General features: G+C 56.3%; 24 protein-coding genes. 12 read left to right on the top strand and 12 right to left on the bottom strand.

Annotated features, from left to right (window positions below):
- Window positions 1-95 precede the first annotated feature (95 nt).
- The 3 genes from AC07UY_RS18060 to flgA all read right to left on the bottom strand — a co-directional run bounded on the left by AC07UY_RS18060 (window position 96) and on the right by flgA (window position 2,494).
- Window positions 96-362 (bottom strand): hypothetical protein, encoded by a 267-nt coding sequence (locus AC07UY_RS18060; protein WP_494701705.1) that lies wholly within the window; start codon window positions 360-362, stop codon window positions 96-98.
- Window positions 359-1,639, bottom strand: a complete 1,281-nt coding sequence (locus AC07UY_RS18055; RefSeq protein ID WP_494701706.1) for a motility associated factor glycosyltransferase family protein — start codon at window positions 1,637-1,639, stop codon at window positions 359-361. The genes AC07UY_RS18060 and AC07UY_RS18055 overlap by 4 nt, the downstream gene beginning before the upstream one ends.
- 84 nt (window positions 1,640-1,723) lie before the next feature.
- Complete coding sequence (flgA, locus tag AC07UY_RS18050; RefSeq protein ID WP_494701707.1) at window positions 1,724-2,494, bottom strand: flagellar basal body P-ring formation chaperone FlgA; 771 nt, start codon at window positions 2,492-2,494, stop codon at window positions 1,724-1,726.
- Between the two features lie 145 nt (window positions 2,495-2,639).
- Between flgA and flgB the strand changes: the two genes are divergently transcribed.
- The 12 genes from flgB to AC07UY_RS17990 are packed head-to-tail and all read left to right on the top strand — an operon-like array spanning window position 2,640 to window position 12,842.
- Window positions 2,640-3,026 (top strand): flagellar basal body rod protein FlgB, encoded by a 387-nt coding sequence (gene flgB, locus AC07UY_RS18045; protein ID WP_494701708.1) that lies wholly within the window; start codon window positions 2,640-2,642, stop codon window positions 3,024-3,026.
- A gap of 41 nt (window positions 3,027-3,067) precedes the next feature.
- A complete protein-coding gene (flgC, locus tag AC07UY_RS18040) occupies window positions 3,068-3,499 on the top strand; it encodes a flagellar basal body rod protein FlgC (RefSeq protein ID WP_203358777.1) in 432 nt (143 codons plus the stop codon).
- Between the two features lie 23 nt (window positions 3,500-3,522).
- Window positions 3,523-4,350 carry a flagellar hook assembly protein FlgD gene (locus AC07UY_RS18035; RefSeq protein ID WP_203358776.1) on the top strand — a complete coding sequence of 276 codons (828 nt, stop codon included), beginning with the start codon at window positions 3,523-3,525 and terminating at the stop codon, window positions 4,348-4,350.
- Complete coding sequence (flgE, locus tag AC07UY_RS18030; RefSeq protein ID WP_494661060.1) at window positions 4,347-5,570, top strand: flagellar hook protein FlgE; 1,224 nt, start codon at window positions 4,347-4,349, stop codon at window positions 5,568-5,570. The genes AC07UY_RS18035 and flgE overlap by 4 nt, the downstream gene beginning before the upstream one ends.
- Complete coding sequence (locus AC07UY_RS18025) at window positions 5,570-6,307, top strand: flagellar basal body rod protein FlgF (protein ID WP_494661059.1); 738 nt, start codon at window positions 5,570-5,572, stop codon at window positions 6,305-6,307. Before flgE ends, AC07UY_RS18025 begins: the two co-directional genes overlap by 1 nt.
- 22 nt (window positions 6,308-6,329) lie before the next feature.
- Complete coding sequence (flgG, locus tag AC07UY_RS18020; protein ID WP_203358773.1) at window positions 6,330-7,115, top strand: flagellar basal-body rod protein FlgG; 786 nt, start codon at window positions 6,330-6,332, stop codon at window positions 7,113-7,115.
- A gap of 8 nt (window positions 7,116-7,123) precedes the next feature.
- The gene (gene flgH, locus AC07UY_RS18015) at window positions 7,124-7,807 is read left to right on the top strand and encodes a flagellar basal body L-ring protein FlgH (RefSeq protein ID WP_238929162.1); all 684 of its coding nucleotides are present in this window, start codon (window positions 7,124-7,126) and stop codon (window positions 7,805-7,807) included.
- A 2-nt stretch (window positions 7,808-7,809) separates the two neighbouring features.
- Window positions 7,810-8,913, top strand: a complete 1,104-nt coding sequence (locus AC07UY_RS18010) for a flagellar basal body P-ring protein FlgI (RefSeq protein WP_494701709.1) — start codon at window positions 7,810-7,812, stop codon at window positions 8,911-8,913.
- 13 nt (window positions 8,914-8,926) lie between these two features.
- Window positions 8,927-9,418, top strand: a complete 492-nt coding sequence (locus AC07UY_RS18005; RefSeq protein ID WP_494661058.1) for a rod-binding protein — start codon at window positions 8,927-8,929, stop codon at window positions 9,416-9,418.
- A complete protein-coding gene (gene flgK, locus AC07UY_RS18000) occupies window positions 9,415-10,776 on the top strand; it encodes a flagellar hook-associated protein FlgK (protein WP_203358770.1) in 1,362 nt (453 codons plus the stop codon). The genes AC07UY_RS18005 and flgK overlap by 4 nt, the downstream gene beginning before the upstream one ends.
- Before the next feature lie 59 nt (window positions 10,777-10,835).
- The gene (flgL, locus tag AC07UY_RS17995; protein ID WP_203358769.1) at window positions 10,836-11,759 is read left to right on the top strand and encodes a flagellar hook-associated protein FlgL; all 924 of its coding nucleotides are present in this window, start codon (window positions 10,836-10,838) and stop codon (window positions 11,757-11,759) included.
- Between the two features lie 3 nt (window positions 11,760-11,762).
- Window positions 11,763-12,842 (top strand): hypothetical protein, encoded by a 1,080-nt coding sequence (locus AC07UY_RS17990; RefSeq protein ID WP_494701710.1) that lies wholly within the window; start codon window positions 11,763-11,765, stop codon window positions 12,840-12,842.
- A gap of 156 nt (window positions 12,843-12,998) precedes the next feature.
- Here the strand turns inward: AC07UY_RS17990 and AC07UY_RS17985 are convergent, their stop codons facing one another.
- The 9 genes from AC07UY_RS17985 to AC07UY_RS17945 all read right to left on the bottom strand — a co-directional run bounded on the left by AC07UY_RS17985 (window position 12,999) and on the right by AC07UY_RS17945 (window position 20,139).
- Window positions 12,999-13,943, bottom strand: coding sequence for a flagellar motor protein MotB (locus tag AC07UY_RS17985; protein WP_494701711.1), 945 nt, complete (start codon window positions 13,941-13,943; stop codon window positions 12,999-13,001).
- Window positions 13,940-14,797 (bottom strand): flagellar motor stator protein MotA, encoded by an 858-nt coding sequence (motA, locus tag AC07UY_RS17980; protein WP_494661056.1) that lies wholly within the window; start codon window positions 14,795-14,797, stop codon window positions 13,940-13,942. The genes AC07UY_RS17985 and motA overlap by 4 nt, the downstream gene beginning before the upstream one ends.
- Window positions 14,797-15,528: a FliA/WhiG family RNA polymerase sigma factor gene (locus AC07UY_RS17975; RefSeq protein ID WP_494701712.1), complete on the bottom strand. Its 732-nt coding sequence runs from the start codon at window positions 15,526-15,528 to the stop codon at window positions 14,797-14,799. The genes motA and AC07UY_RS17975 overlap by 1 nt, the downstream gene beginning before the upstream one ends.
- 12 nt (window positions 15,529-15,540) lie before the next feature.
- Window positions 15,541-15,996, bottom strand: a complete 456-nt coding sequence (locus tag AC07UY_RS17970; RefSeq protein ID WP_494661055.1) for a flagellar basal body-associated FliL family protein — start codon at window positions 15,994-15,996, stop codon at window positions 15,541-15,543.
- Between the two features lie 36 nt (window positions 15,997-16,032).
- On the bottom strand, window positions 16,033-17,184 hold the full coding sequence (locus AC07UY_RS17965; protein ID WP_494701713.1) for a flagellar hook-length control protein FliK: 1,152 nt from the start codon (window positions 17,182-17,184) through the stop codon (window positions 16,033-16,035).
- Window positions 17,181-17,492, bottom strand: a complete 312-nt coding sequence (locus AC07UY_RS17960; RefSeq protein ID WP_494701714.1) for a hypothetical protein — start codon at window positions 17,490-17,492, stop codon at window positions 17,181-17,183. Before AC07UY_RS17960 ends, AC07UY_RS17965 begins: the two co-directional genes overlap by 4 nt.
- Window positions 17,489-17,869, bottom strand: coding sequence for a flagellar export chaperone FliS (gene fliS / locus AC07UY_RS17955; protein WP_192611251.1), 381 nt, complete (start codon window positions 17,867-17,869; stop codon window positions 17,489-17,491). Before fliS ends, AC07UY_RS17960 begins: the two co-directional genes overlap by 4 nt.
- A 16-nt stretch (window positions 17,870-17,885) precedes the next feature.
- Complete coding sequence (gene fliD / locus AC07UY_RS17950; RefSeq protein ID WP_203358761.1) at window positions 17,886-19,148, bottom strand: flagellar filament capping protein FliD; 1,263 nt, start codon at window positions 19,146-19,148, stop codon at window positions 17,886-17,888.
- 154 nt (window positions 19,149-19,302) lie between these two features.
- Window positions 19,303-20,139 carry a flagellin N-terminal helical domain-containing protein gene (locus AC07UY_RS17945; RefSeq protein ID WP_203358760.1) on the bottom strand — a complete coding sequence of 279 codons (837 nt, stop codon included), beginning with the start codon at window positions 20,137-20,139 and terminating at the stop codon, window positions 19,303-19,305.
- Window positions 20,140-20,643 lie beyond the last annotated feature (504 nt).

The raw sequence follows: 20,643 nt of genomic DNA, 5'->3' as shown, positions 1-20,643 counted from the left end.
GAACCAACATAGCACTCTGGTTAAGACAGATAAGCGACCGTTTTACGGCCAGACTTTAGCCATGATCGCATTTTTTACGAAAAATATTCAATGTCTCATTCGCCATGGCGCGGCGTTAGGTCAGACAGCACGTGGAGTAATTCATATTCCAGCCAGTCGGCAAGACCCAGCCAGTCTTCGCGTTCCTGACAGGCGAGGATCGCTGACATTATCTGCGGTAACTGGCGCTGCGCCGTTGGCGAAAGCGAAGGGAGCAGAGGAAGTAACGATTTCATCAGGGGCGGAAGCGCCATTGCCGCATCCAGAGACATCCCCAGGCGGAACTGCTGCGCAAGATGCGTGAGCTGTGAGGCGATCGTCATGAGGTGAACTCCGGATGATAACGGCAATCCGCAATCCTGGCGCCTTCCCGACTGCCGTTCCAGAAGCAAACCCCGGGATGCGCGGCAATATAGCGTTCAAGCTGAATACGATAGCCGGTAAAGCTGATGTTGGTACGGATGCGCTGATCATGCCCATTCAGCACCCAGTGTTTTGCCTGTTCAATAGTGGTATTCAGAGTGCCGACTGCCCAGCCCGTATGGGTTTCTCCGCCTGGAAAGGCAAAGTCTGCACCGAGCAGGATAACGTCCAGACAGCCCATCTGCACTGCGAGATCGACGGCGGGATGAATGACGCTTCCTCCCGAATAGAGCAGCGCCTTTGGCAGCGCTTTACGCAGCGGTTGATAAAGGGGGCTGCTGGAATAGGCGGCCAGGCGTTTTCCGCGCCAGGCCGTCAACGTTCCGGTGGGCAGCAGCGGGAAGTACACCAGCCCGCAGTCAGCGGGCGGAAGTTTCTCTTCATCAATCAGGTGGTCGATGGAGACCACCCAGTCCGGTTGGATGCCGTGTGCAAACAGGGCGCGGCAGGCGGTGTCGACGGCAATCAGCAGCGGTCGTTCCGGCAGGCATTGCAGCGCCTGTAAGCGGGGCAGATGTGACTTCAGGGTGGGGCCTGCCCCGATAACGAACGCCTGGCGACCCGGCGCGCTGGCGAAGAGCGAGGCCGCATCACCGTCTCGCTTGAGCAGGTGACGGTTGTCGGCAAGCCGTTGCCGCAGCGCAGGGAGATGTTGCTCGTAACGACGATTAGTATGGGGAAGTGTAATTTCCCTGATCAGGCGGTCACGTATTCCGCTTGCCGCGTCTTCCGCCAGGCGTAGCTCGCCAGGTAAGGCAAAGAAGGGCAGGCGAATCTCGTCTTCGTCGGCGGCCAATGCAAGGCAGACTCTGGGATCCTCAAGCCAGTCTTGTTGGTCCAGCAGTGTCAGGGTCAGCAGGAACAGCGCGCGGTTCATGATGAAGACATTGAGCTGTGTCAACGTGTGACGTTGCAGCAGAATGCTCGGCAGGCAGCCAAGCCCAATGCCATAGACGTTGAGATGCGGCTTTACGGGCAGGCTATTCGCCTGCTGCTGCGCTTCGCTTATCCGGTCGTGGCGACTGGTCAGTTGGATGCCGTCGACCAGCAGGGTTCCGCAATGCCCTTCCATTATGCTTGCCGAGGACAGTGGCGGCGTCTGGCTAAGTATTGTGGCCAGCGCGGGCCAGCGGCTGGCGATGATGGCGAGATGTTGGGTCAGGCATGCGTCAGACATCGTTTATTGCTCTCTTTAAAACAGCGCTCCCCGTGGGGACTCACCCGACGAGTGGGCGTTGAGACAAGCAATAAACATGCCGTTTTATTCTTGAGGGATCACCTTCGGTGTTTCATTGACGATCAGCAACTGACTAGGACCAGAGACCGAAGCGGAAATAACCTTTCCGCTTTTTTCGTTTTTAATGCTGATGGTTTCCCCCTTCTGTCCGTCCTGCAGGGCAGTACCCTGCATGGAAATGGACATCTCACCTTCTGCCAGCGTCAGACTTACCTTGTCGCCTTTGCGTACCAACAGCGCCGCTTCAAGCATCCGGTTACGCACGGGCTGGCCTGCCCGAAGCGATCGCTGGGGGCGACGTCCAATGGCCTGGGCCGGGTCGGTCAACACATCGTCCATCTGGGGCGTGAGCAGAACCTGGGTAACGGCCAGGTCGCTTTCCTGCAGATAGTGTTCTTGACCAGTCGCCACCCGGGCAACGACGACGGGCATCAGGACGGAGATTTGGCTGCGGGTCGTAATGACCCAGCCAGGGGAGTCCGGGCAGCGCAAACGCAGGGAGTGTCGGCCAACGGGGAACTTCACCTGAGAGTCTTCGACCCGGTATGGCTGACGACAGGGAGGAAGTTTACTGACCGCCTCCGGGATACTGATCTCGCTTTGCCACTGGTAATCACGCCAGTTGACGCGCTGTGCATGCTGGGTAAAGCGCTGTTGCCAGTAATCGCGAACAAATTGCTTCAGGGCATTGGGATCGACACCGGGCGTCGGCGCGGTCTTCCGGGCGGTCGAATCGACAGGCGCGGGGTGTGCTGGCAATGCTGTCGAAGCAAGGCTCTTCCCTCCGATCAGCAATAACGCACCGGCGAGAAAAAGTCCCGTCAGCCGTGGGGAAAATTGTGCAACCCGACGATGGATGCGACAAAAATTAAATGTTGGCCCGATTATTGCTAAGTGCGTATGTCGTTTCATCTCTACTGAACTGTAAGGAGGAGGATGGATGGGAATTAGCTTCGAAAAAGCGCTTGGCATTCATCCCGAGGCGCTCGATTTTCGCGTCGAGCGTAGCAGGGTCCTGGCCAGTAATCTAGCCAATGCTGATACCCCCAACTACGCGGCACGGGATCTCGAGTTTCGACTCGCCGTCCCCGAGGGACAGGGTTCCTCCCCGGATGACATCGCCGCCCCTATCCCGGCAATGAGCATGACTCAGACCGGAATGAACCTGAAATACCGCCAGCCTTATCAGGTGAGCCGTGATGGCAATACGGTAGAAGCGGGTATCGAACAGGCGAGGGTTGCCGAGAATGCGATGGATTTCCAGACCAGTCTGGAGTTCCTCAACAGCAAGTTTAACGGGCTCGCGACGGCCATCGACGGCAAATAATCATTCAACATTAAACAGATAAGACGAGACAGAAACACGCCATGTCCTTCGGAAAAATTTACGATATTGCGGGTACGGCCATCAACGCGAACAGCCTGAGGCTCAATACCATTTCGAGCAACCTGGCCAATGCCGACTCAGTCAGCGGCAGCGAAGCCGGGGCTTATCGCTCCCTGAAGCCCGTGTTTAGCACGATTTACAACGATCCCACGTTGAATGTCACCGAGCGCGCCGCCTCCGCCGGCGTCGGGGTTCAGGGAATAGTCCAGACGGATCAACCCGTACAAAAGCGTCACGAGCCGGATAATCCGCTGGCTGACGCCGAGGGCTATGTCTACTACTCCAACGTCAATGTGGTGGAGGAGATGGCCGACATGCTTGCCGCCTCGCGTAACTACGAAGCCAATGTGGAGATGCTGAATCAGGCTAAGAGCATGCAACAAAGCCTGCTGCGTCTGGGAGATAGGGTCTGATGAATCTGGCGGGTTTCAACCCTGTGAATACATATCCGGGTAATCGCTTGCCGGGCGCTCAGAACATGCTGTCGCAGGTCAACGGCATGGTTGCCCCCATGAGCGCGCCTGGTGCCCAGGCCGCCACAACACCGCCGACCGCCGCCGTAACGGAATCCACCCCAGAAGATCCTGAGCAACCAACGGAGGGTTCTGGCTCGGAGGAGGCGACCCAACCGCCTCAGGTGGCGAACGTCTTCGTCGACCTGATGCTGGCGCAGTTGACCTATCAGGACCCCACTAACCCCGTCGACAGTACCGAGTTCGTTACCCAGATGGCGATGTTCGCCCAGGTGACCAGCATGGAATACATGCGAATGACGATGAACGCGCTCTACGCGGTGGCAGAAAACAACCTGGTGGTCTCGACTGAGCAGTTGATCGGTAACACGGTCACGGCGCCTGATGACACCGTGACCCTCGGTCCCGATACCCTGCTGGAAGGGGAACTGGTGCTGGATAAGGATTACGACAACGTTAGCATCCGAATTTATGACGAGTTTGACGCGGAAGTCGGCACCGTCACGTTGGGGCCACAGACGGCTGGCGAGAAAGCATTTGTGCTGGATGGCAACGTTCTGGGCCTGCCCGAAGGTGAGTACCGTATCGAAGCCGAGACGGTGATCGGCGATGAAATTAGCACTACACCGACCTATTTCAGTGGCGTCGTGAACTCCGTGACCCTCAAGGGTCAGGAAGGCTTAATGCTGGATGTTGAGGGTGTCGGCATGGTGCCGTTGTTTGATATTTCGAAGATTAGCGCTCCTCCCACGCAAGGTGGAGACGAAACGACAGAGGGTAAAAGACTATGAGTTATGCAATCTCGGTAAGCGGTCTGAATGCCGCCAGCCAGAGCCTGAACACCATCAGCATGGATATCGCCAACGCCGCAACCGTGGGGTACATGGAATCCACCACCACCTTCTCGGCACTTTACGCGGGCGGTCAGGCTGCGGGGGTATCGTCGGGCTATACCACCCAAAACTTTTCCGCACTGGGGACCACGACCTTCACCGGGCGCGACCTCGACATGGCGATTACCGGGGATGGATTCTTCATCACCCAGGGGAGCGACGGTCAGGTCTATTACACCCGCGCGGGTAACTTCCATCAGGATGAAGACGGCTACATCGTCGACAGCAACGGCAACCGGGTACAGGGCTACCCGGTTGATGAAAACGGCAACGTGATGACCGGTCAGTTGGACGATCTGCAGCTGGATAACGGCTCAATGCCTCCCCAGTCAACCAGCGACGTGGATCTGGGAATGAACCTCGATCAGAACGCAGAGATTATTGACCGCACAACCACGACTTTTGATCCATCTGACCCAAACAGCTATCACAGCACTAACTCGACTGTGGTCTATGACTCTATGGGCAACCAGCACACCGTTTCCCAGTACTACACCAAAACGGCGGATGGTTCCTGGGAAGTACAGGTTTATATGGATGGTCAGCCTGCAAACGGTTATTGCACCCCTCCGGGTCCGCAGACTTTGCAGTTTGACACTGACGGCAACTTAGTTTCCGGCGGCAATTTTACCCTGGACATTCCGCTAAATGATCCTCTGCTTCAGGGCGCTGGCGCCATGAGCATTGAGGTTGATCTGACCCAAACCACTCAGTATGCGGTGCCGTTCAGTAACCAATTGAACTCCTCTAACGGTTATCCGTCGGGCGAGCAGACCGGTGTGACGGTCGATGAGTACGGCAATATTTATGCGACCTACTCTAACGGTGAAACGATGCTGCAGGGGCAAATCGTGCTGGCGACGTTCCCGAATCCTGAAGCGCTCGCCGTGGCAGACAATACCAGTTGGACCCAGACCTCGACCTCCGGTATGCCGCTGTACGGCACGCCAGGCACGGGCGTATACGGTGGCATTGAGTCCCAGTCGTTGCAGAACTCCTCCACCAACGTCACGGGTGAAATGGTCTACATGATGGAAGTGCAGCGTAACTATCAGGCTAACACCAAGGCCATCGCGGTACAGAGCCAGCTTGATCAAGTGCTGATGCAGGCCATCTGATGGATAAGCTGATCTACACCGCCATGAGCGGGGCGAATCGCAGCATGCTCTCTCAGCAGGTGCACGCCAATAACCTTGCCAACGTCAATACCACCGGGTTTCGCGCCGATTATGAGCGGGCCCACAGCTACGCCGTGGGCGGCGACGGCTTTTCCACTCGCCATATCGCGGTTCCGATGGGGGTGGGGAGCAAGTTTTCACCCGGGGTGCTTGAGCACACGGGCAATGAACTGGATGTCGGCATTCGTGGTGAGGGACTGCTGGCCGTGCAGGTCAATGGTCAGGAGCGCTACACCCGGGCTGGCAGCATGCATATCGATGAGCAGGGCATCCTGATGCTGGGGCAATTCCCGGTACTCGATATGGATGGCCAGCAAATTGAGATCCCCGATTACCGGTCGATCAGCATCACCGAGCAGGGACGGGTCAGCGTGGTTCCCGATTCCGGGGGCGAAGTGTTGCTGGAAGTGGCGACGCTCAAACGCGTGAAGCCGGAAGTGACGAATCTGGTCAAGGACACGGAAGGGTTCTTCCGTCCCCGGACTGCCGCCGCCGTCCTGCCTGCGGATGATACGGTGGCGGTCGCGAGCGGTTTCCTCGAGGCCAGTAACGTCAATCCGGTTGAAGAGATGGTCGCCATCCTCACCACCAGTCGGCAGTTTGAACTGCAGGTGAAGATGATGAAAACCGCAGAAGAGCTCAGCCAGGCGTCGACCCGTCTCATCAGACCCGCCTGATAACTAATTAAGTGAGAAAGTAATGCAAGGTACTCTTTTTGTCAGTCAAACAGGTCTGACGGCCCAGGACGCCAAAATGACGGCGATTTCCAACAACCTGGCCAACGTGAACACCATCGCCTTTAAGAAGGATCGAATGGTATTCAACGATCTCTTCTATCAGAAGCAGTTCCAGGCGGGCGCGCAGATGGATTCTCAGAACCAGCGTCCGAACGGTTTGCAGATTGGTACCGGTGTTCAGGTCATCGGCACCCAAAAGATGTTTTTGCAGGGGACGGCCCTCACCACAGGGGCGGAAACCGATGCGTCCATTATCGGCAAGGGTTTCTTTCAGATAGAGATGCCGGACGGCACCACGGCTTACTCGCGTGATGGTCAGTTCCATATCAACAGCGATGGCATGTTGGTGAATGCCTCTGGCTTGCCCCTGATTCCACAGATCACGATCCCTGAGAATGCGACGGGGATCAGTATCGGCACCGACGGGACCGTGTCAGCAGTCGTTGCGGGTTCTGCCGAGCCGGAAGAGTTGGGGAACATTATGCTGGCCAGTTTCATCAACCCAGGCGGACTGGAGCCTATCGGTGGGAACCTCTACATCGAGACTCAGGGCTCGGGCGCGCCCAACGAAGGTGTTCCGGGCGAAGATTATTTTGGGATCATCAAGCAGGGGACGCTGGAAGGCGCCAACGTTAACGTGGCGCAGGAAATGGTCGACATGATCGCCACTCAGCGAGCCTATGAGATGAATGCCAAGGTGATGACAGCCGCCGATGAGATGCTGCAAACCCTCAACCGGATGCTGTAAGGAATAACATGAGCAATTGGCCAAAATGGTGCGCCGTGGTGATGATGGGGCTGTTGATACAGGGGTGCACTATGCCCTCCCTTGACTCGAAAAAACAGGTGGAAGAGGAGAATTATGCGCCTCCTCAACTGACGCCTCAACCGGTCACTTATGCGAGCCAGGGCACCCTGTACAACCGTAGCTACGTGATGACGCTGTTTCAGGACAGGCGCGCCTACCGGGTCGGCGATATGCTGACGGTCACCCTGGATGAAAAAACATCGTCCAGCAAGCAGGCCGACACCAGTTATGGCAAAAACAGCGATGTCTCTGTGGGGGCCGATGCGAGCAGCAGTTCGTTTAGCCCTAAAAATTTCAAGGGGAGTATCAACGCGAATCGCGACTTCGATGGCAGCGCGCAGAGTTCCCAGAAGAACTCGTTGCAGGGTGCAATCACCGTGGTCGTTGCCAGCGTATTACCTAACGGCAATCTGCATGTGCGGGGCGAGAAGTGGCTCAAGCTTAATCAGGGCGATGAGTATATCCGTCTGAGTGGCCTGGTGCGCGTTGAGGACATCGATGGCCTGAACCGTGTCTCCTCCCAGCGTCTGGCGGATGCCCGTATCAGCTATTCCGGTGAGGGCACCATGTCCGACAGCAACAATCCGGGTTGGCTGACCAAGTTTTTCTATAGTCCTTTGAGTCCATTCTGAAAATGAGACAGAGCATACGCATAGTGTTGTTATGTTGGCTGGCCCTGTTGCCCACGTTTGCGCAGACCAAATCCACACCGCTGCTTAATCTGGTTGAAATCGGCGGGGAGCGGAAAAACCAGCTGGTGGGTTACGGGCTGGTCGTCGGCCTGGACGGTTCAGGAGATCGCAACCAGGTGACCTTCACGGCGCAATCCATGAGCAACATGCTGCGCCAGTTTGGGATCCAGGAAGAGGACCAGGCCAAAACAAAAAACGTCGCGGCGGTGTCGATCCATGCTGAGATCAGCAATGTGACCTCGCCCGGTCAGGTCATCGACATCACCGTCTCCTCGGTGGGGGATGCCAAGAGCCTGCGGGGAGGCACGCTGCTGCTGACCCCCCTCTACGGTGTGGACGGTGAAGTCTACGCCTTCGCGCAGGGCAACCTGGTCGTTGGGGGCGCCTCTGCAGAAGGCAGCGATGGCTCCAGCGTCACGGTGAATGTGCCGACCGTCGGCAGGGTTCCAGGTGGTGCGGTGGTGGAAAAAGCAGTGCCTACCAGCCCAACCGGAAATGCTTATGTCAGCCTGAACCTGAAGACGCCGAGCTTCAATCTGGCCCGCAATATCGAAGGGGCCATCACCGCCCGGTTTGGTGGTGGGATTGCCTCGGCCTACAACGCCGGTTCGGTGCGGGTCAAGGCGCCGAGCGACCCCAGTGCCCGGGTGAGTTTCCTGGCGATGCTGGAAGAAATTCAGGTTAAGGAAGGGCGCCAGCGCCCCCGCATTGTCCTGAACAGTCGGACCGGTACCGTGGTGATGAGCGATACCGTCTATGTGAAAAAGGCGGCGGTCACGCATGGCAACCTGACGGTGGCGATAAGTGAAGACACCCGGGTCAGTCAACCGAATGCGCTGGCAGGGGGAACCACGGAGAGGGTGCGCCGCTCAACGGTGAACATGACCGAAGGACAATCACGGATAACCGTGATGCCCGAGGGGACGTCGCTGGACAAGATTGTCAAATCGTTGAATGAACTGGGTGCCACCGCCAGCGATTTGATGTCCATATTGCAAGCGCTTGATAAAGCTGGCGCGTTAGATGCTGACCTTATCGTCATATAACAAGGTGAATAACATGAAGTCTATCGAGCAATCCGAGAAAGCCTACTACGACCTGCAATCCCTCAACCAGATTAAGCAGGAGAATCCGCAGGAGGCTCTGGAGCAGGCGGCTTCCTTGTTTGAGACGCATTTTCTTAAGACGGTACTCAAGCATATGCGCGATGCCACCGATGCCCTGGCGGCAGAGGATTCGCCGTTTTCAAGCGACACCCAGCGTTTTTATCGTGAACTGGGTGATGAACAACTCGCTCAGCAACTGGGTGCCCAGGGGCAGTTTGGTCTGGCTGAAATGCTCGTCAGGCAGTTCAGCCAGACCCAGCAGCAGGGCGAACTGACGACGGCATTTAAGTCGGCAGAGAATAATGTCGCCCTTAAAGGGGAAGAGGACGCATCGGGCAGAGTGGTAGAAGAAGGTTTGAATGACTATGCCAGCGTGCCTCTCATGGATGCCAGTCAGGACCATCCCTTTATTAACCGAGTGGGTAGCGAGAGTAAAACATCATGAGCAACATGACGCAGATCGGGATGTCCGGCTTGCAGGCATCCCAGGCCTGGCTGAACGTCACTGCCGGTAATATCGCCAATGCCAGTACACCGGGCTACAGCCGGCATACCCTGGCGCTGACCTCCAATGCCGACGGTACAGTGAGTATCGATGGCGTACAGCGGATCTCCGATCAGTATCTGGTGGCGCAGGCCTGGGATGCCGGTACTGAAGTGGGTTACAGCGGCGCTTATGCGGGCTATATGCTGGCCCTGGAGAACACCTTCGCGACCGACGGTGGAAATCTGGGGATGGGATTAGACGGCTATTTCGCCGCGCTCAGCGCCTGTATGGCGGACCCCGGTAACACGGCCCTGCGCGAGGATGTACTGAATACGTCCCGCGAGCTGTGCAACCAGATGCACAACATTAACGGCAACCTGGAAAACCAGCTCGAACAGGTTAACAAGTCGATGCAGTCGATGGTGAAGGAAGTTAACTCGCTCACCCAACAGATTGCCGATTTAAACATGCAGATTCAGGAGGGGATGGCATCGGGACAGGATGTCAGTGCCTTACAGGATAAGCGCGATGTCGCGGTGCTGCAGCTCTCCGAAATGCTCGATATCAGCGTGATTGACTGTGGTGACGGTACCATCCAGGTCACATTGCCCCAGGGACAGCCGCTGGTCAGTCAGGGAGAGGCCGCGACCCTCGGTTTTACCTCCGGCACTCAGCCTTCCGATGGAAAGCTGGAGCTGCGTTTTGGTGAAGATGTCTATTATCTCAATCCGGACATCGGCGGCGCGCTGGGCGCGACCTACGAGTACTATCAGGAAGAGTTGATTCCCGCGCAGGCTTATGTCGACGAATTTGCTCAAGAGTTTGCGGACGCCATCAATAGCTGGCAAGTGGTCGGCTACGATCTCAACGGCAATCCGGGTAAACCGATGTTCACTTATGATCCGGCGGATCCGGCAGGCACCATCGCTCTGGCCGAGGGATTTACCAATGCGGATCTGGCCTTTGCCTCTTCGCCGACCAGCGGTGCCGGTGACAACAGCAACCTGCAAAACATGCTTAACGTACAGAGTCAGGCCTTTGTGTTTGACTCACTCGGGGGAGGTTCTTACACCTTCAACGACAGCTATAACGCGGTCTACAGTCATGTCGCCAGCGCCGCGTCCAGTGCGCGTGAAGCCTACGAGATGGCGCTGACCACCATGGAGCAAGCCTATTATTCCTGGTCATCGGTCAGCGGGGTCAGTATGGATGAGGAGGCGATGAACCTGATGACGTATCAGCAGAACTATGTCGCCAATGCCCAGGTGATAGCCACCAGCGATGAGTTATTTTCCACTATTCTGAACATGTTCTAATGGCGTCTTCTCCGGCCTGACGGCGGGGGAAGCGTAGAACTCTCTTGTGAGAAACTCCTATGCGTGTCAGTACCAACATGATGAACACGACCATGTACAGTGCGATGGTCAAATCAAATGTCAGTTACTATGAGACAGCGGCGAAGATGGCCACCGGCAACCGCATGCTGCGCCCTTCTGATGATCCTCTGGCGGCACGCGCCATTCAGGATCTGCGCCACAGTGAAAACCAGATCAACACCTATATGGACAACCTCAATAATCTTGAGTCCATTTTCATGTCGGCCGACAGCTATCTGACCCAGATGAACTCTATCTGCGATCGGGTCACGGAGATAGCGATCAATATTGGTTCTGGTACGGCCTCGCCGGAAGAACTGGAGGCGTATGCTGCCGAACTGGAAGAGCTCAACGAGGCGCTGGCGATGCAGTTCAATGGCACCTCGCCGACCGGTTTCTATATGTTTGGCGGTAATGTGACCGATCAACCCCCTCTGGTTGAAGAGACCGATCCGGTGACCGGTGAAACCACCTGGGTCTATAAGGGCGATAACGGCACGCGTCCGGTGCCTGTGGGTGAAGGTACCAGTATCGACGCGGCCTTCAGCCCGTTTGATCAGCTTTTCGGCAGCGGTAATGACATCTTCAACACCATTGACGATACGGTAGAGGTGCTGCGCGATCCTAACGCCACTCCGGAGCAGGTTGCCCAGGCGTCTGATGACCTGCTGACTGCCGTCGGTGATTTTCAGGATGCGATTAACATGCAGCTTGCCGAGCTGGGGGGACGCATGAACATGGTCGACGACATGCAGCTCTCTCACACCGATGTTTTAATGTTCAACCAACAGTTACAGGGGCAGTTTGGCGACCTGGATTACGCAAAGGCAGCGATGGACCTCACCGAATCGATGGTCGCCCTGCAGGCGGTACAGAAAACCTATCTGGATATGTCTCAGATGAATTTATTCCAGATGATGTAATGCATGAAGGTTGCTAATACTACCCCACGCACCGGTCAGCTTGACGGGCTTCAGAGGCGCCGTTTTACGACGCCTCTGGGCTCCCCTGTTACAGAATCACGAAAAGGCCCGGAGCTGGAGCAACTGCCTGCTCCGCTATTACGCCCTCTGCCGGGACGCTATGATTTACACCGCTTTTGGGCACAGGTGGGTTCCCTCCAGCAGCAGGCAACGGCGGTGCAGATAACCCTGCGCGCGCTGTTGCTGGTCAGACAGGGGCTGCGCGATATGTTGCAGCTCTTTACTGCCATCAGAGAGGCGGGCTCCTTCAAGGGCTGGACTAACCAGTTGCAGGAGCAGAAACGGTTAGTGGCCCGGATCCCGTTCCAGACTCACTATCGCGGCCTGCGTCTGTTGACGCAGGGGATTCGCCCGGCACTACTCGGTTATCAGGATATCCGGGAGTTTTCCATTCCAGGCCTGAACCTGCTGACGCCTGCGGGGCGTGATGAGCACCTTGAGCTGATATTACTGGGGGGGCGTCCGGTGCGTGCCGGACTTAGCATTAAGGGAGATTCATTGCTGGATGTCCGCATCCGCCAGATTGGCCGCGCATTTGCGCGACTGGGGATCCGCTCGCGACCCGGTGAAGAGGGTGGGCTGGTGTTTAGTGTGCCGATCGAGCAGTGGAAGGCGGTCAACGGACAGCTCTACGTCCGGGGTGGGGGCGTCCGTATTCCAACGGGGGAGCCGATTAAATTGCAACTGGAACCCGATATCTCCTGGCGAGAAATCGGCCTCTGGAAGTTAGGCAATGAAGAGGATCTCACCCTGGCCCAGGGGCGAATCGGTCGTCTGGGCCGTGAGATAGAGTCGCACTTCTTCCTGTTGCAGCAGATGCAGAGTCAATGGATGGGGCAATTGCAGGCACAGCCCAACGATTTGGGAACGGATGAACTTGATGCCCTGATGAGCCATGTGACGTCCTGCTTTGATAAGGAGTCATCCCATCCGCTGGTGCTGTTCACGACCCAGGCCAATGTCCAGCGAGGAACCGTACAGAACATCCTGGCCGTCGGCGAGCGCTGGCGAGAAGAACCCTGACTTTCAGGGATTTCCGTTTGGCTGTTTAAAGGGGCACTAATCGCACGATAGGCCAGGTGTGGGAAGAGTCCAACTGAAGTGTTTCCGTAAGACCGGAAGAACCCGCTGGGATGCGGGTTCAGGGTACATTTTCATTTGCTGCGCATAACCCGGTTTTCACTGTTTAACCTGTGGTGTGGCTGGCACAGAAGAGGGAGTCCCGGAGGAAATCGGGGCCGCGCTGTTTCTGAACATCTTCTTCAGCTCTTTTTCCCCTTTTTCGGTCAGGATCAATATCTCAATGCGGCGGTTGACCGGATCTAACGGATCTTTGTCCTGGATAGGCATGGTATCGGCATAGCCCGCCAGTTGGATCACTTGCTCCGGTTTCATGCCGTTTTGTGCCAGTACGTGACGTGCCGTGATAGCGCGCTCTGTGGACAGTTCCCAGTTGGAATAAAAGGCATTGTTGAGCGGCGTGGCATCGGAGTGGCCCGTGATCATCACCCGATTGTTGATCTTCGCGAAGACCGGCGCGAGAGAGCGCAATATCTTGACAAAATAGCCGCTAAGTTCCCGGCTTCCGCTGGCGAACAGTGGCTTTTTGGCCTGATCCTGAAAACGGACTCTCACCCCTTGCTCAACCACTTCGATAACGACGCTGTCGCTGACTTTCATCGCCTGGATCGTGCTGGACAGATCTTCAGCCAACTGGCCAAGCTGAGCCTGAGATTCGTACCAGGACGCTTGTCTGGCGAGAGCCTCCTTAATCTTGTTCTCGTTTGCCTTCTCTGGCGTCTCTTCTTCCTCTTCCGTCGAGGGCAATGATGAGGTCACTGTCTCCTCCAGCACAGAGTTACCGCCAGCCCCCTCCAGAAACGCAGAGGCGCCGTCCAGTTCCACTATCTTGTTGCTGGCCACGGCTTCCGCCATCTGCTTGCGCTCTTTTTCCGTCGTCGCCCCCATGATCCAGAGCACCAGGAACAGCGCCATCATGGAGATGGCGAAGTCGGCAAAGGCGACCTTCCAGGCCCCGGTATGCTGACCACTGCTCACTTTGGTCACCCGTTTGATGATGACCGACCCTTTGCGTCTCTTATCGGAATCGCTTTTTTCGGTCATTGCGCCTTGGCCTCTTCAATCCAGCTTTCCATGACGGCGAAGGTGGGTTTGTATTTTTCTGGGATCATGCGGCGACCGGCGTCAATGGACATCAATGGGGATTTACCGGCAGCAAAGTTGATCAGGACCTCGCGGCAGGCGTAGAGCAGCGTCATATCGCGCTCGACCGTCGCTTTCATAGCTTCAGACAGCGGGCTGAGTACGCCGTAGCACATGAAGATACCGAAGAAGGTGCCGATCAGCGCGCCCGCAACTTTGAGACCGACGATGACAATACCGGCATCAATGTTGCCCATGGTGATCACAATCCCCAGTACCGCCGCCAGGATACCAAAGCCCGGCATGGCTTCGGCAATTGTGCCGACGGCCTGAGAGGCGGAGAGCCGTTTTTCGGCGATTGCGCCGATCTCTTTGTCGAGGATGGCTTCCAGCTCATATCCTTCTATTCTGCCCATTGAGAGCAGTCGCAGGTTGTCGGTGAGAAAAGTCACCAACTGGATCTCATCGAGAATCAGCGGATATTTGGCGAAGAGCGTACTTTCCTGCGGGTTCTCAATGTGTTCGTCCAGGTACTTAAGCCCCTGGCGCTTGGTGTTTTCCAGCACCTCCATAGTCAGCAGGATAAACTGTTGATACAGGTCGCCATCATCATGTTTCACGAAGGCGCGCTTGCATTGGGTGCAGATGCTTTTCAGCACTTCCTTGTCGTTGGCCAGCAGCATAGCGCCCCCAGCCGCCCCCAGAATGATAATGTATTCGGCGGGCTGCCAGAGCATGCGGATCGCGCCACCCGCAAAGATATAACCACCGATGACGGCGATCAGCACCACGAGGATGCCTACAATTTTTAACATCAGTACGACTCCATTTCATTTTGTAATACCGCCTGCAGACGCGAGATAGCCTGCTTATGCAACTGGCACACGCGGGCCTCGGTTCTTTGCATGACGACGGCAATTTCTTTCATGTTCAGCTCATGCTGATAGTAGAGGCTCAGCACCAGTCGATCGGGCTCAGGCAGTTGCCCAAGGGCCTGTGCCAGCCAACGTTGCCTCTCCATGGGTTCTGTGGTGTCACTGCCAGCGGGATGGCAATGCTCACCCTGTTCAAGCAGCGTCTCCAGACTCTGCAAGACATTCGCGTGGGACTCCTGTTCCAGCGTTCGCAATTCGTCAAGGGTGATACCCATCTCTGCGGCCAGTTCATCCGGTTTGGGAGAGCGGCCGAGCTGTTGGGTCAGCAGGCGGGTCGCATCATTGAGACGATGGGCTTCCTGGCGAGCGCCGCGCGAACGCCAGTCGAGTCTTCTTAGCTCATCGAGGATGGAGCCTCTGATTTTCTGTTTGCAATAGCTGATAAATCCGGCATCCAGTTGTCCTGGATAGCGGCGCAGCGCGTCCAGCAGCGCCATTAACCCAAGCTGGATCATGTCTTCTCGTCCCATAATGGGACCCGCATGGCTGTGCAATTGGTTGACGAGCTTGTGGACGAGCGGGAGATACTGCCGAAGCAGATCGCTTTCAATATGTTTGCGCTCCTGGAACTGTTCGAAGAGCGCGGAATCGTGGGTGGCAAACATCGACATCACGGCCACCTGTTATTGCAAGACCATCTTACTGAGTTTCACATCCACCAGTTCGAGGTTGATCTTGTACCTGGCCAGCGCCACCACGAACGCACTCTGAAGTTCCTTTTGCAGCGTGTTGAAATTTTTCATTTCTCTGAGCTGGTCGAATGTCTTGTCGGAGAACGTCTCGACGATGATATTGCGCAGCAGAGGATCCAGTTTTTTCAGGGTCGCGACGGTTTTGGGGTCGAAGCTGGTCAGCACAACATCAAGCTGGGCGTGATGCAGCCGGGGTTGACCTGCCTCCGGCAGGGTTAGCAGTACCTTTTCGATGGTATAGAGCTGCAGTTCAGGTTGGCCTTCACTTTGGCTGGTGGCAGACGCCTCCCGCCATTTCTGTATTCCTTCCATCCCACCGAGATAGAAATAACCACCACCGCCAGCCAGCAACACCAGAAGAAGGCCGATAATAATATTTTTTGCCATGGATAACTGTCTCGTTATAAAAGGAAAAGAGGATAATCAGACATAGGTGTCCAGATGATAATCGGAGGTCGTCGCAAGCGAGCGAGCCTCGGGTTCATCGTGCCCTTCGGCGGCGAGGGCAATATGTTGATCATCGTCGCGGGTCTGCCGGTCGTCGGTTTGCTCGCCGTGCTGGCCGATTTCGACATCGACCTGGCTGTACGACTGTCCGGACAGCAGATCCTGCCGCAGCCTGTCGCTTAATTGCAGCAGTTGATCCCTGACCGCCGGGTTAGTGGCCGAAATCTGGATAAAGACTCTGTCATCCTCGGTTCGTACCTGGAGATTGAGTTTGCCCAGATCGGGCGGATCGAGTCGCAGGGTTGCCTGTTTTACCCCCAGGTGGTTCTGTACCCGCAGGCGGTCCACCAGCGGCGCCAGCATCTGCTCGGCCCACAGGGAAGGTTGTCTGTCCAGGGTCAGCGGAGAAAACTCATGCCCGACAGAGCCTGGCATTGGCCGACTCATCGTGTTTGCCGCGACGGGGAGCAACGGCTGCGTCTGGCGCAACTGGACCTGGCTTGTCAGCTCACTCAGCTGTTCGCTATTCAGCGCCATCGTACTCAGCAAAGAGAGCAACTGAGAGTCTGGTTTTGGCTGTGTCAGAAGCGCCTGCGTCTGTAGAGGGGCCAGGGGGGCGCCATTGGCGAGCTTGCCAGTCTGATGCGGCGCCTGTTTCTGGAGCTCGCCCACGGTCAGCTCTGTGCCTTGCTTCAGGCGCGCGGGATGCATCGCCTGCATACCTCGTAGCTGCGCAATCAGGGATTCGCTCTTGGGTTCTGCCGCCAGCGCCCTTTCCAGTGTGGAGACAACCTGCTGTAACTGCGCCACGACAGCGGGATCCTGAAGAGGGCGCTGCCACATCTGGCTTACCGTCTCCATCAGCCTGGCGGGCGCATCTTTGTTCCCCTGATCATGGGCGCGGAGTGCTTCCAGCATGTCATCCAGACGGGTCAGCAGGTCCGGTTCATTCGCTGCGATTTTGCGCAGTTGTTCGATCTCCACCATCAGCTCGTCCACCGCAGGGGAACCCATGTTGTTCTCAAAGCGGAAAGGGGACCCTGGCTTTGCCTGGGACAAGGCAACGAAACTTCCGGGTGCAGGGGAAGCCTGGCTTCCGTAGGGCAAACCTGGTGTGGATTGAATCACTGCTTTTCTCCTCCGTACAACTGAACTTCACGATAAGTGCGTTTGCCTTCCCGCAATTCACTGTCGCCGCGCAGGCGCTCGCCCAGCCATGCCTGGCGGGCTTCCAGTTGGGTGATTATCTGCCGATGACGGGCCTGCCATTCGGTCATTGGCAATTGGTTTTTAAGGGCTGGCTGATGCCCGAGACGGCGTAACAGATCGGCAAGCTGACCATCCAGCTGAATTAATGCCTTCCACTCACGCTTTGCCGCCCTCGCTTCCATGGCGGCGAGCAACTGCTCGCCCAGCTCTCTGATACGGTCTATCACGTGGTACCTTCCCAGCCTTCCTTGAGCGGAATAATCACCCGGCGTACCTCTTGCAGAGGCTCTGGCTGATTGCGCAGGTTGACGGTCAGAAGGCGGCGACTGCAGAAGTCGTAGAGCTGGTGCAGGGTTTCAGCCAGTTTCCCACCGTTCTGGATATCCAGACTGGCATCCAGAACATGCAGGATCTCCAGGCACTTGCTGATACTGTCGCCCTTGCGGTTGAGCTGCATGGTGGCGATATAGTTTTCGATATAATCCAGTTCGTCGAGCAGGTGATCGAGCAGGATGACGACCAGTTGCTGTGGGCTGGCGGCGGCGATACGGGCGGCCCCGGCATTCTGCCGATAGGCGATTAGCGGGTTGTCATTGTCAAACATGGCGACTCCTGCCGGGTTATTGGAACATGGCCGAGGTGGCGTTCATGATGTTGATGTACTCGGCCATCTCGCTGAATTCTTTCAGGTATTGCTGGTAGACCTTATCCATACGGCGATCGAGCGCGTCCATATCGGACTGGATGCTGGCTTTTTCTTTATCCAGACTTTGCTGGGCGTTGTAGATGGTGCCGCTGGTGGAGGTGTAGTTGTAAACGAGATCGTCGATTTGCGTGGCGACGTCTTTGAACAGGGCGGCTACGTCCTCGGGGTTCTCGGTGAGCGCGGTTTGCAGCTCTTCCGTATCCAGCGTCAGCTTACCGGTGTAGGGATCGGAGGTGATGCCGTAGTTGGCCATCATCATGCCGTCCGGGCTGACGGTATAGAACGTCTGCTTGAGACTGTTCTGGATGCCGCGTGCCGAGCCGTTGGCATACAGCGCGCCTTCCGGGGTGTTCACATGGGTGGTGAACACGTCGAGCATCGCGTTGTAGCTGTCGACAAAGGCTTGTACGTCCGTGGTGATCGCTTCGGTGTCCGGTATGACATCAATCGTCAATTGACCCGGTTGGGTGACGTTGATAGTGACACCGGGGATCATGTCGCTGATGGTATTGCTCTGGGACTCGTAGCGGATACCGGTATTCTGACCGCCGTACCAGACGATGGCGTTTTGCGCCTGGCTCAGTGTTTTCTGGGTGACGGAAGGGTCGGAGAAGCTGATGGTAAACCCGTTATCAACGCCGGTATCGTCACTGGTCACTACCAGGTTGTAGTTGCCGGTATCGTCCTTCAGTACCGAGGCTGAGATCCCCAGATCATCGCCCTGGGCATTGATGGCATTAGAGAGTGACTCGACCGTAGGCGGGTTGAGAGTGCTGGTATCAATGACCAGACTTATCGGGTTGCCATCGGCATCAGTGCCATCAATCGTCAGGGTGCCGGCGGGCACATTGCCGCTGGTACCGAAGTTGAGCGACTCCTGCTGCGCCTTGGCGACCTGCTCGACATAGAGTTCATGGTGACCCGGGATGGCGCCCGCACCGGTTGATACGGTCGCACCGGAGTTCTCCGGTAATACTGACGCTTTGGTGGTATTGAAACCGTCGTTGTCCGCATAGAGCGCTTTCGCTGCCGTCTGTACGCTGGTAATGGCGGTTTCAATTTCTCCCCAGGCGGCGATCTGTGCGTCCACATCGGCCATCTGGGCCTGATAGCGCTCATCGTAAGGCGCCCGCTCAAGGGCGGTGAAGTAGCTGGCCAGATAGGAGGGGTTGATCATAGTGTGTGTATGCCTCTCAGTGAGCGCTGAACATCGTAAAAGCAAGAATCGTGCCGATTTTCATTTAACGATATGCAGACGTAGCACATTCAGGACCATCACAAAAAAATGGACTGCCGGGGCAGTCCATTTAGTGAGACGGTAAGCCGGATAATTAGCCGATCAGGTTCAGGGCCAGGCCGCTCATTGATTTGGCGTTGGCCATGACCATGGTGCCGGACTGCTGCAGCATCATCTGCTTGGACATGTTGGCCCCTTCTTCCGCGAAGTCGGCATCCATGATTCGCCCTTTCGCCACCTCCGTGTTCATCTCCACGTTCATCAGGTTGCTCTTGGTGTGTTCCAGGGAGTTGATATAAGCACCGGTGGAAGAACGGGCAGCCGAGATGGTGTCGGAGGTTGAGCTCAGGCCGCTCAGTACCGCCTGGGCGCTACCGCTGCCGGTCAGGGTCATGGTACCCATGCTGCCGATTGCAGTACGCATGTCGGTAATTTCTGTGGAAACATCAACGCTGATGGAGTCTGCAGAGCCGTTACGGCCAATCTGTACGTTGATAGAACCGGCAGCCAGCTTATCGAACAGGTTGTTGCCCGCGTACTGGGTGTCGGTAACGATACGGTTCGCTTCATCAGCCAGTTTCTGGAACTCGGAGTCCATAGCTTCGAGGTCGGCGGTGGAGTTCGTGCCGTTCGATGCCTGGGTTGCCAGTTCGGTCATACGGTCGGTGATGCTGGTCAGTTCGGCCATCGCCTGGTCAGCGGTTTGCAGCATGTCCTGGGTCTTTTCAATGTTACCGATACCGGCGTTCATACCGACCATATCGGTGTTCATGCGGTTGGCGATGGTCAGGCCTGCGGCGTCATCCTTGGCGCTGTTGATGCGGTAACCCGTACCCAGACGCTCCATGGAGGTGTTCAGGGATTCGGTGGACTTGGCCAGGGAGTTCTGAGCCACCAGGGAGGCGTAGTTAGTTTGAATAGAAATAGCCATGACAATATTCCTTATAAAGTGCTAGCTGAAACGTAATACGACATTACGCATATCGAAGAAGGTCCCGGCTGGCCGGGCTACCTGTCCATCTAGTGAAAAAACGGCAGGTTGGGGCAGTAACTTAAATGACGATCGATTTTTTTATTTGGGTAGGTCGATAACGACGAAAAAGAGGGGAGATGGAGTAAGGCTGATTAGTTCAGCACTGGCAAACTAAAAAGCCATGTGGCATTTACCCGGAACGGACAACATGCTGATTTTGCGAAGGGTTCCGTTCACCTTATGTCTACTGCTTTTCTGAAACCACCCTACCCGTGAACGTGCAAGGGAGGCTCGCCGCCGCCTCCCTTGCAACCCTGGCTCCCGGCGGGAAAATCGTCGCTTCGCGATATATTCGCCTTATTCCGTCTGCCTTTCGGGTCGGGGTTGAAGTGGTTTAATAGTTTTAGACACGCTCAGAGGTTATATATTACATAACTGATGAGGTGAAAAATGAATTCACGC

It is taken from the genome of Citrobacter sp. GW821-FHT02E08, assembly GCF_059421685.1.
This window is presented reverse-complemented; position numbering and strand designations above follow the sequence as displayed.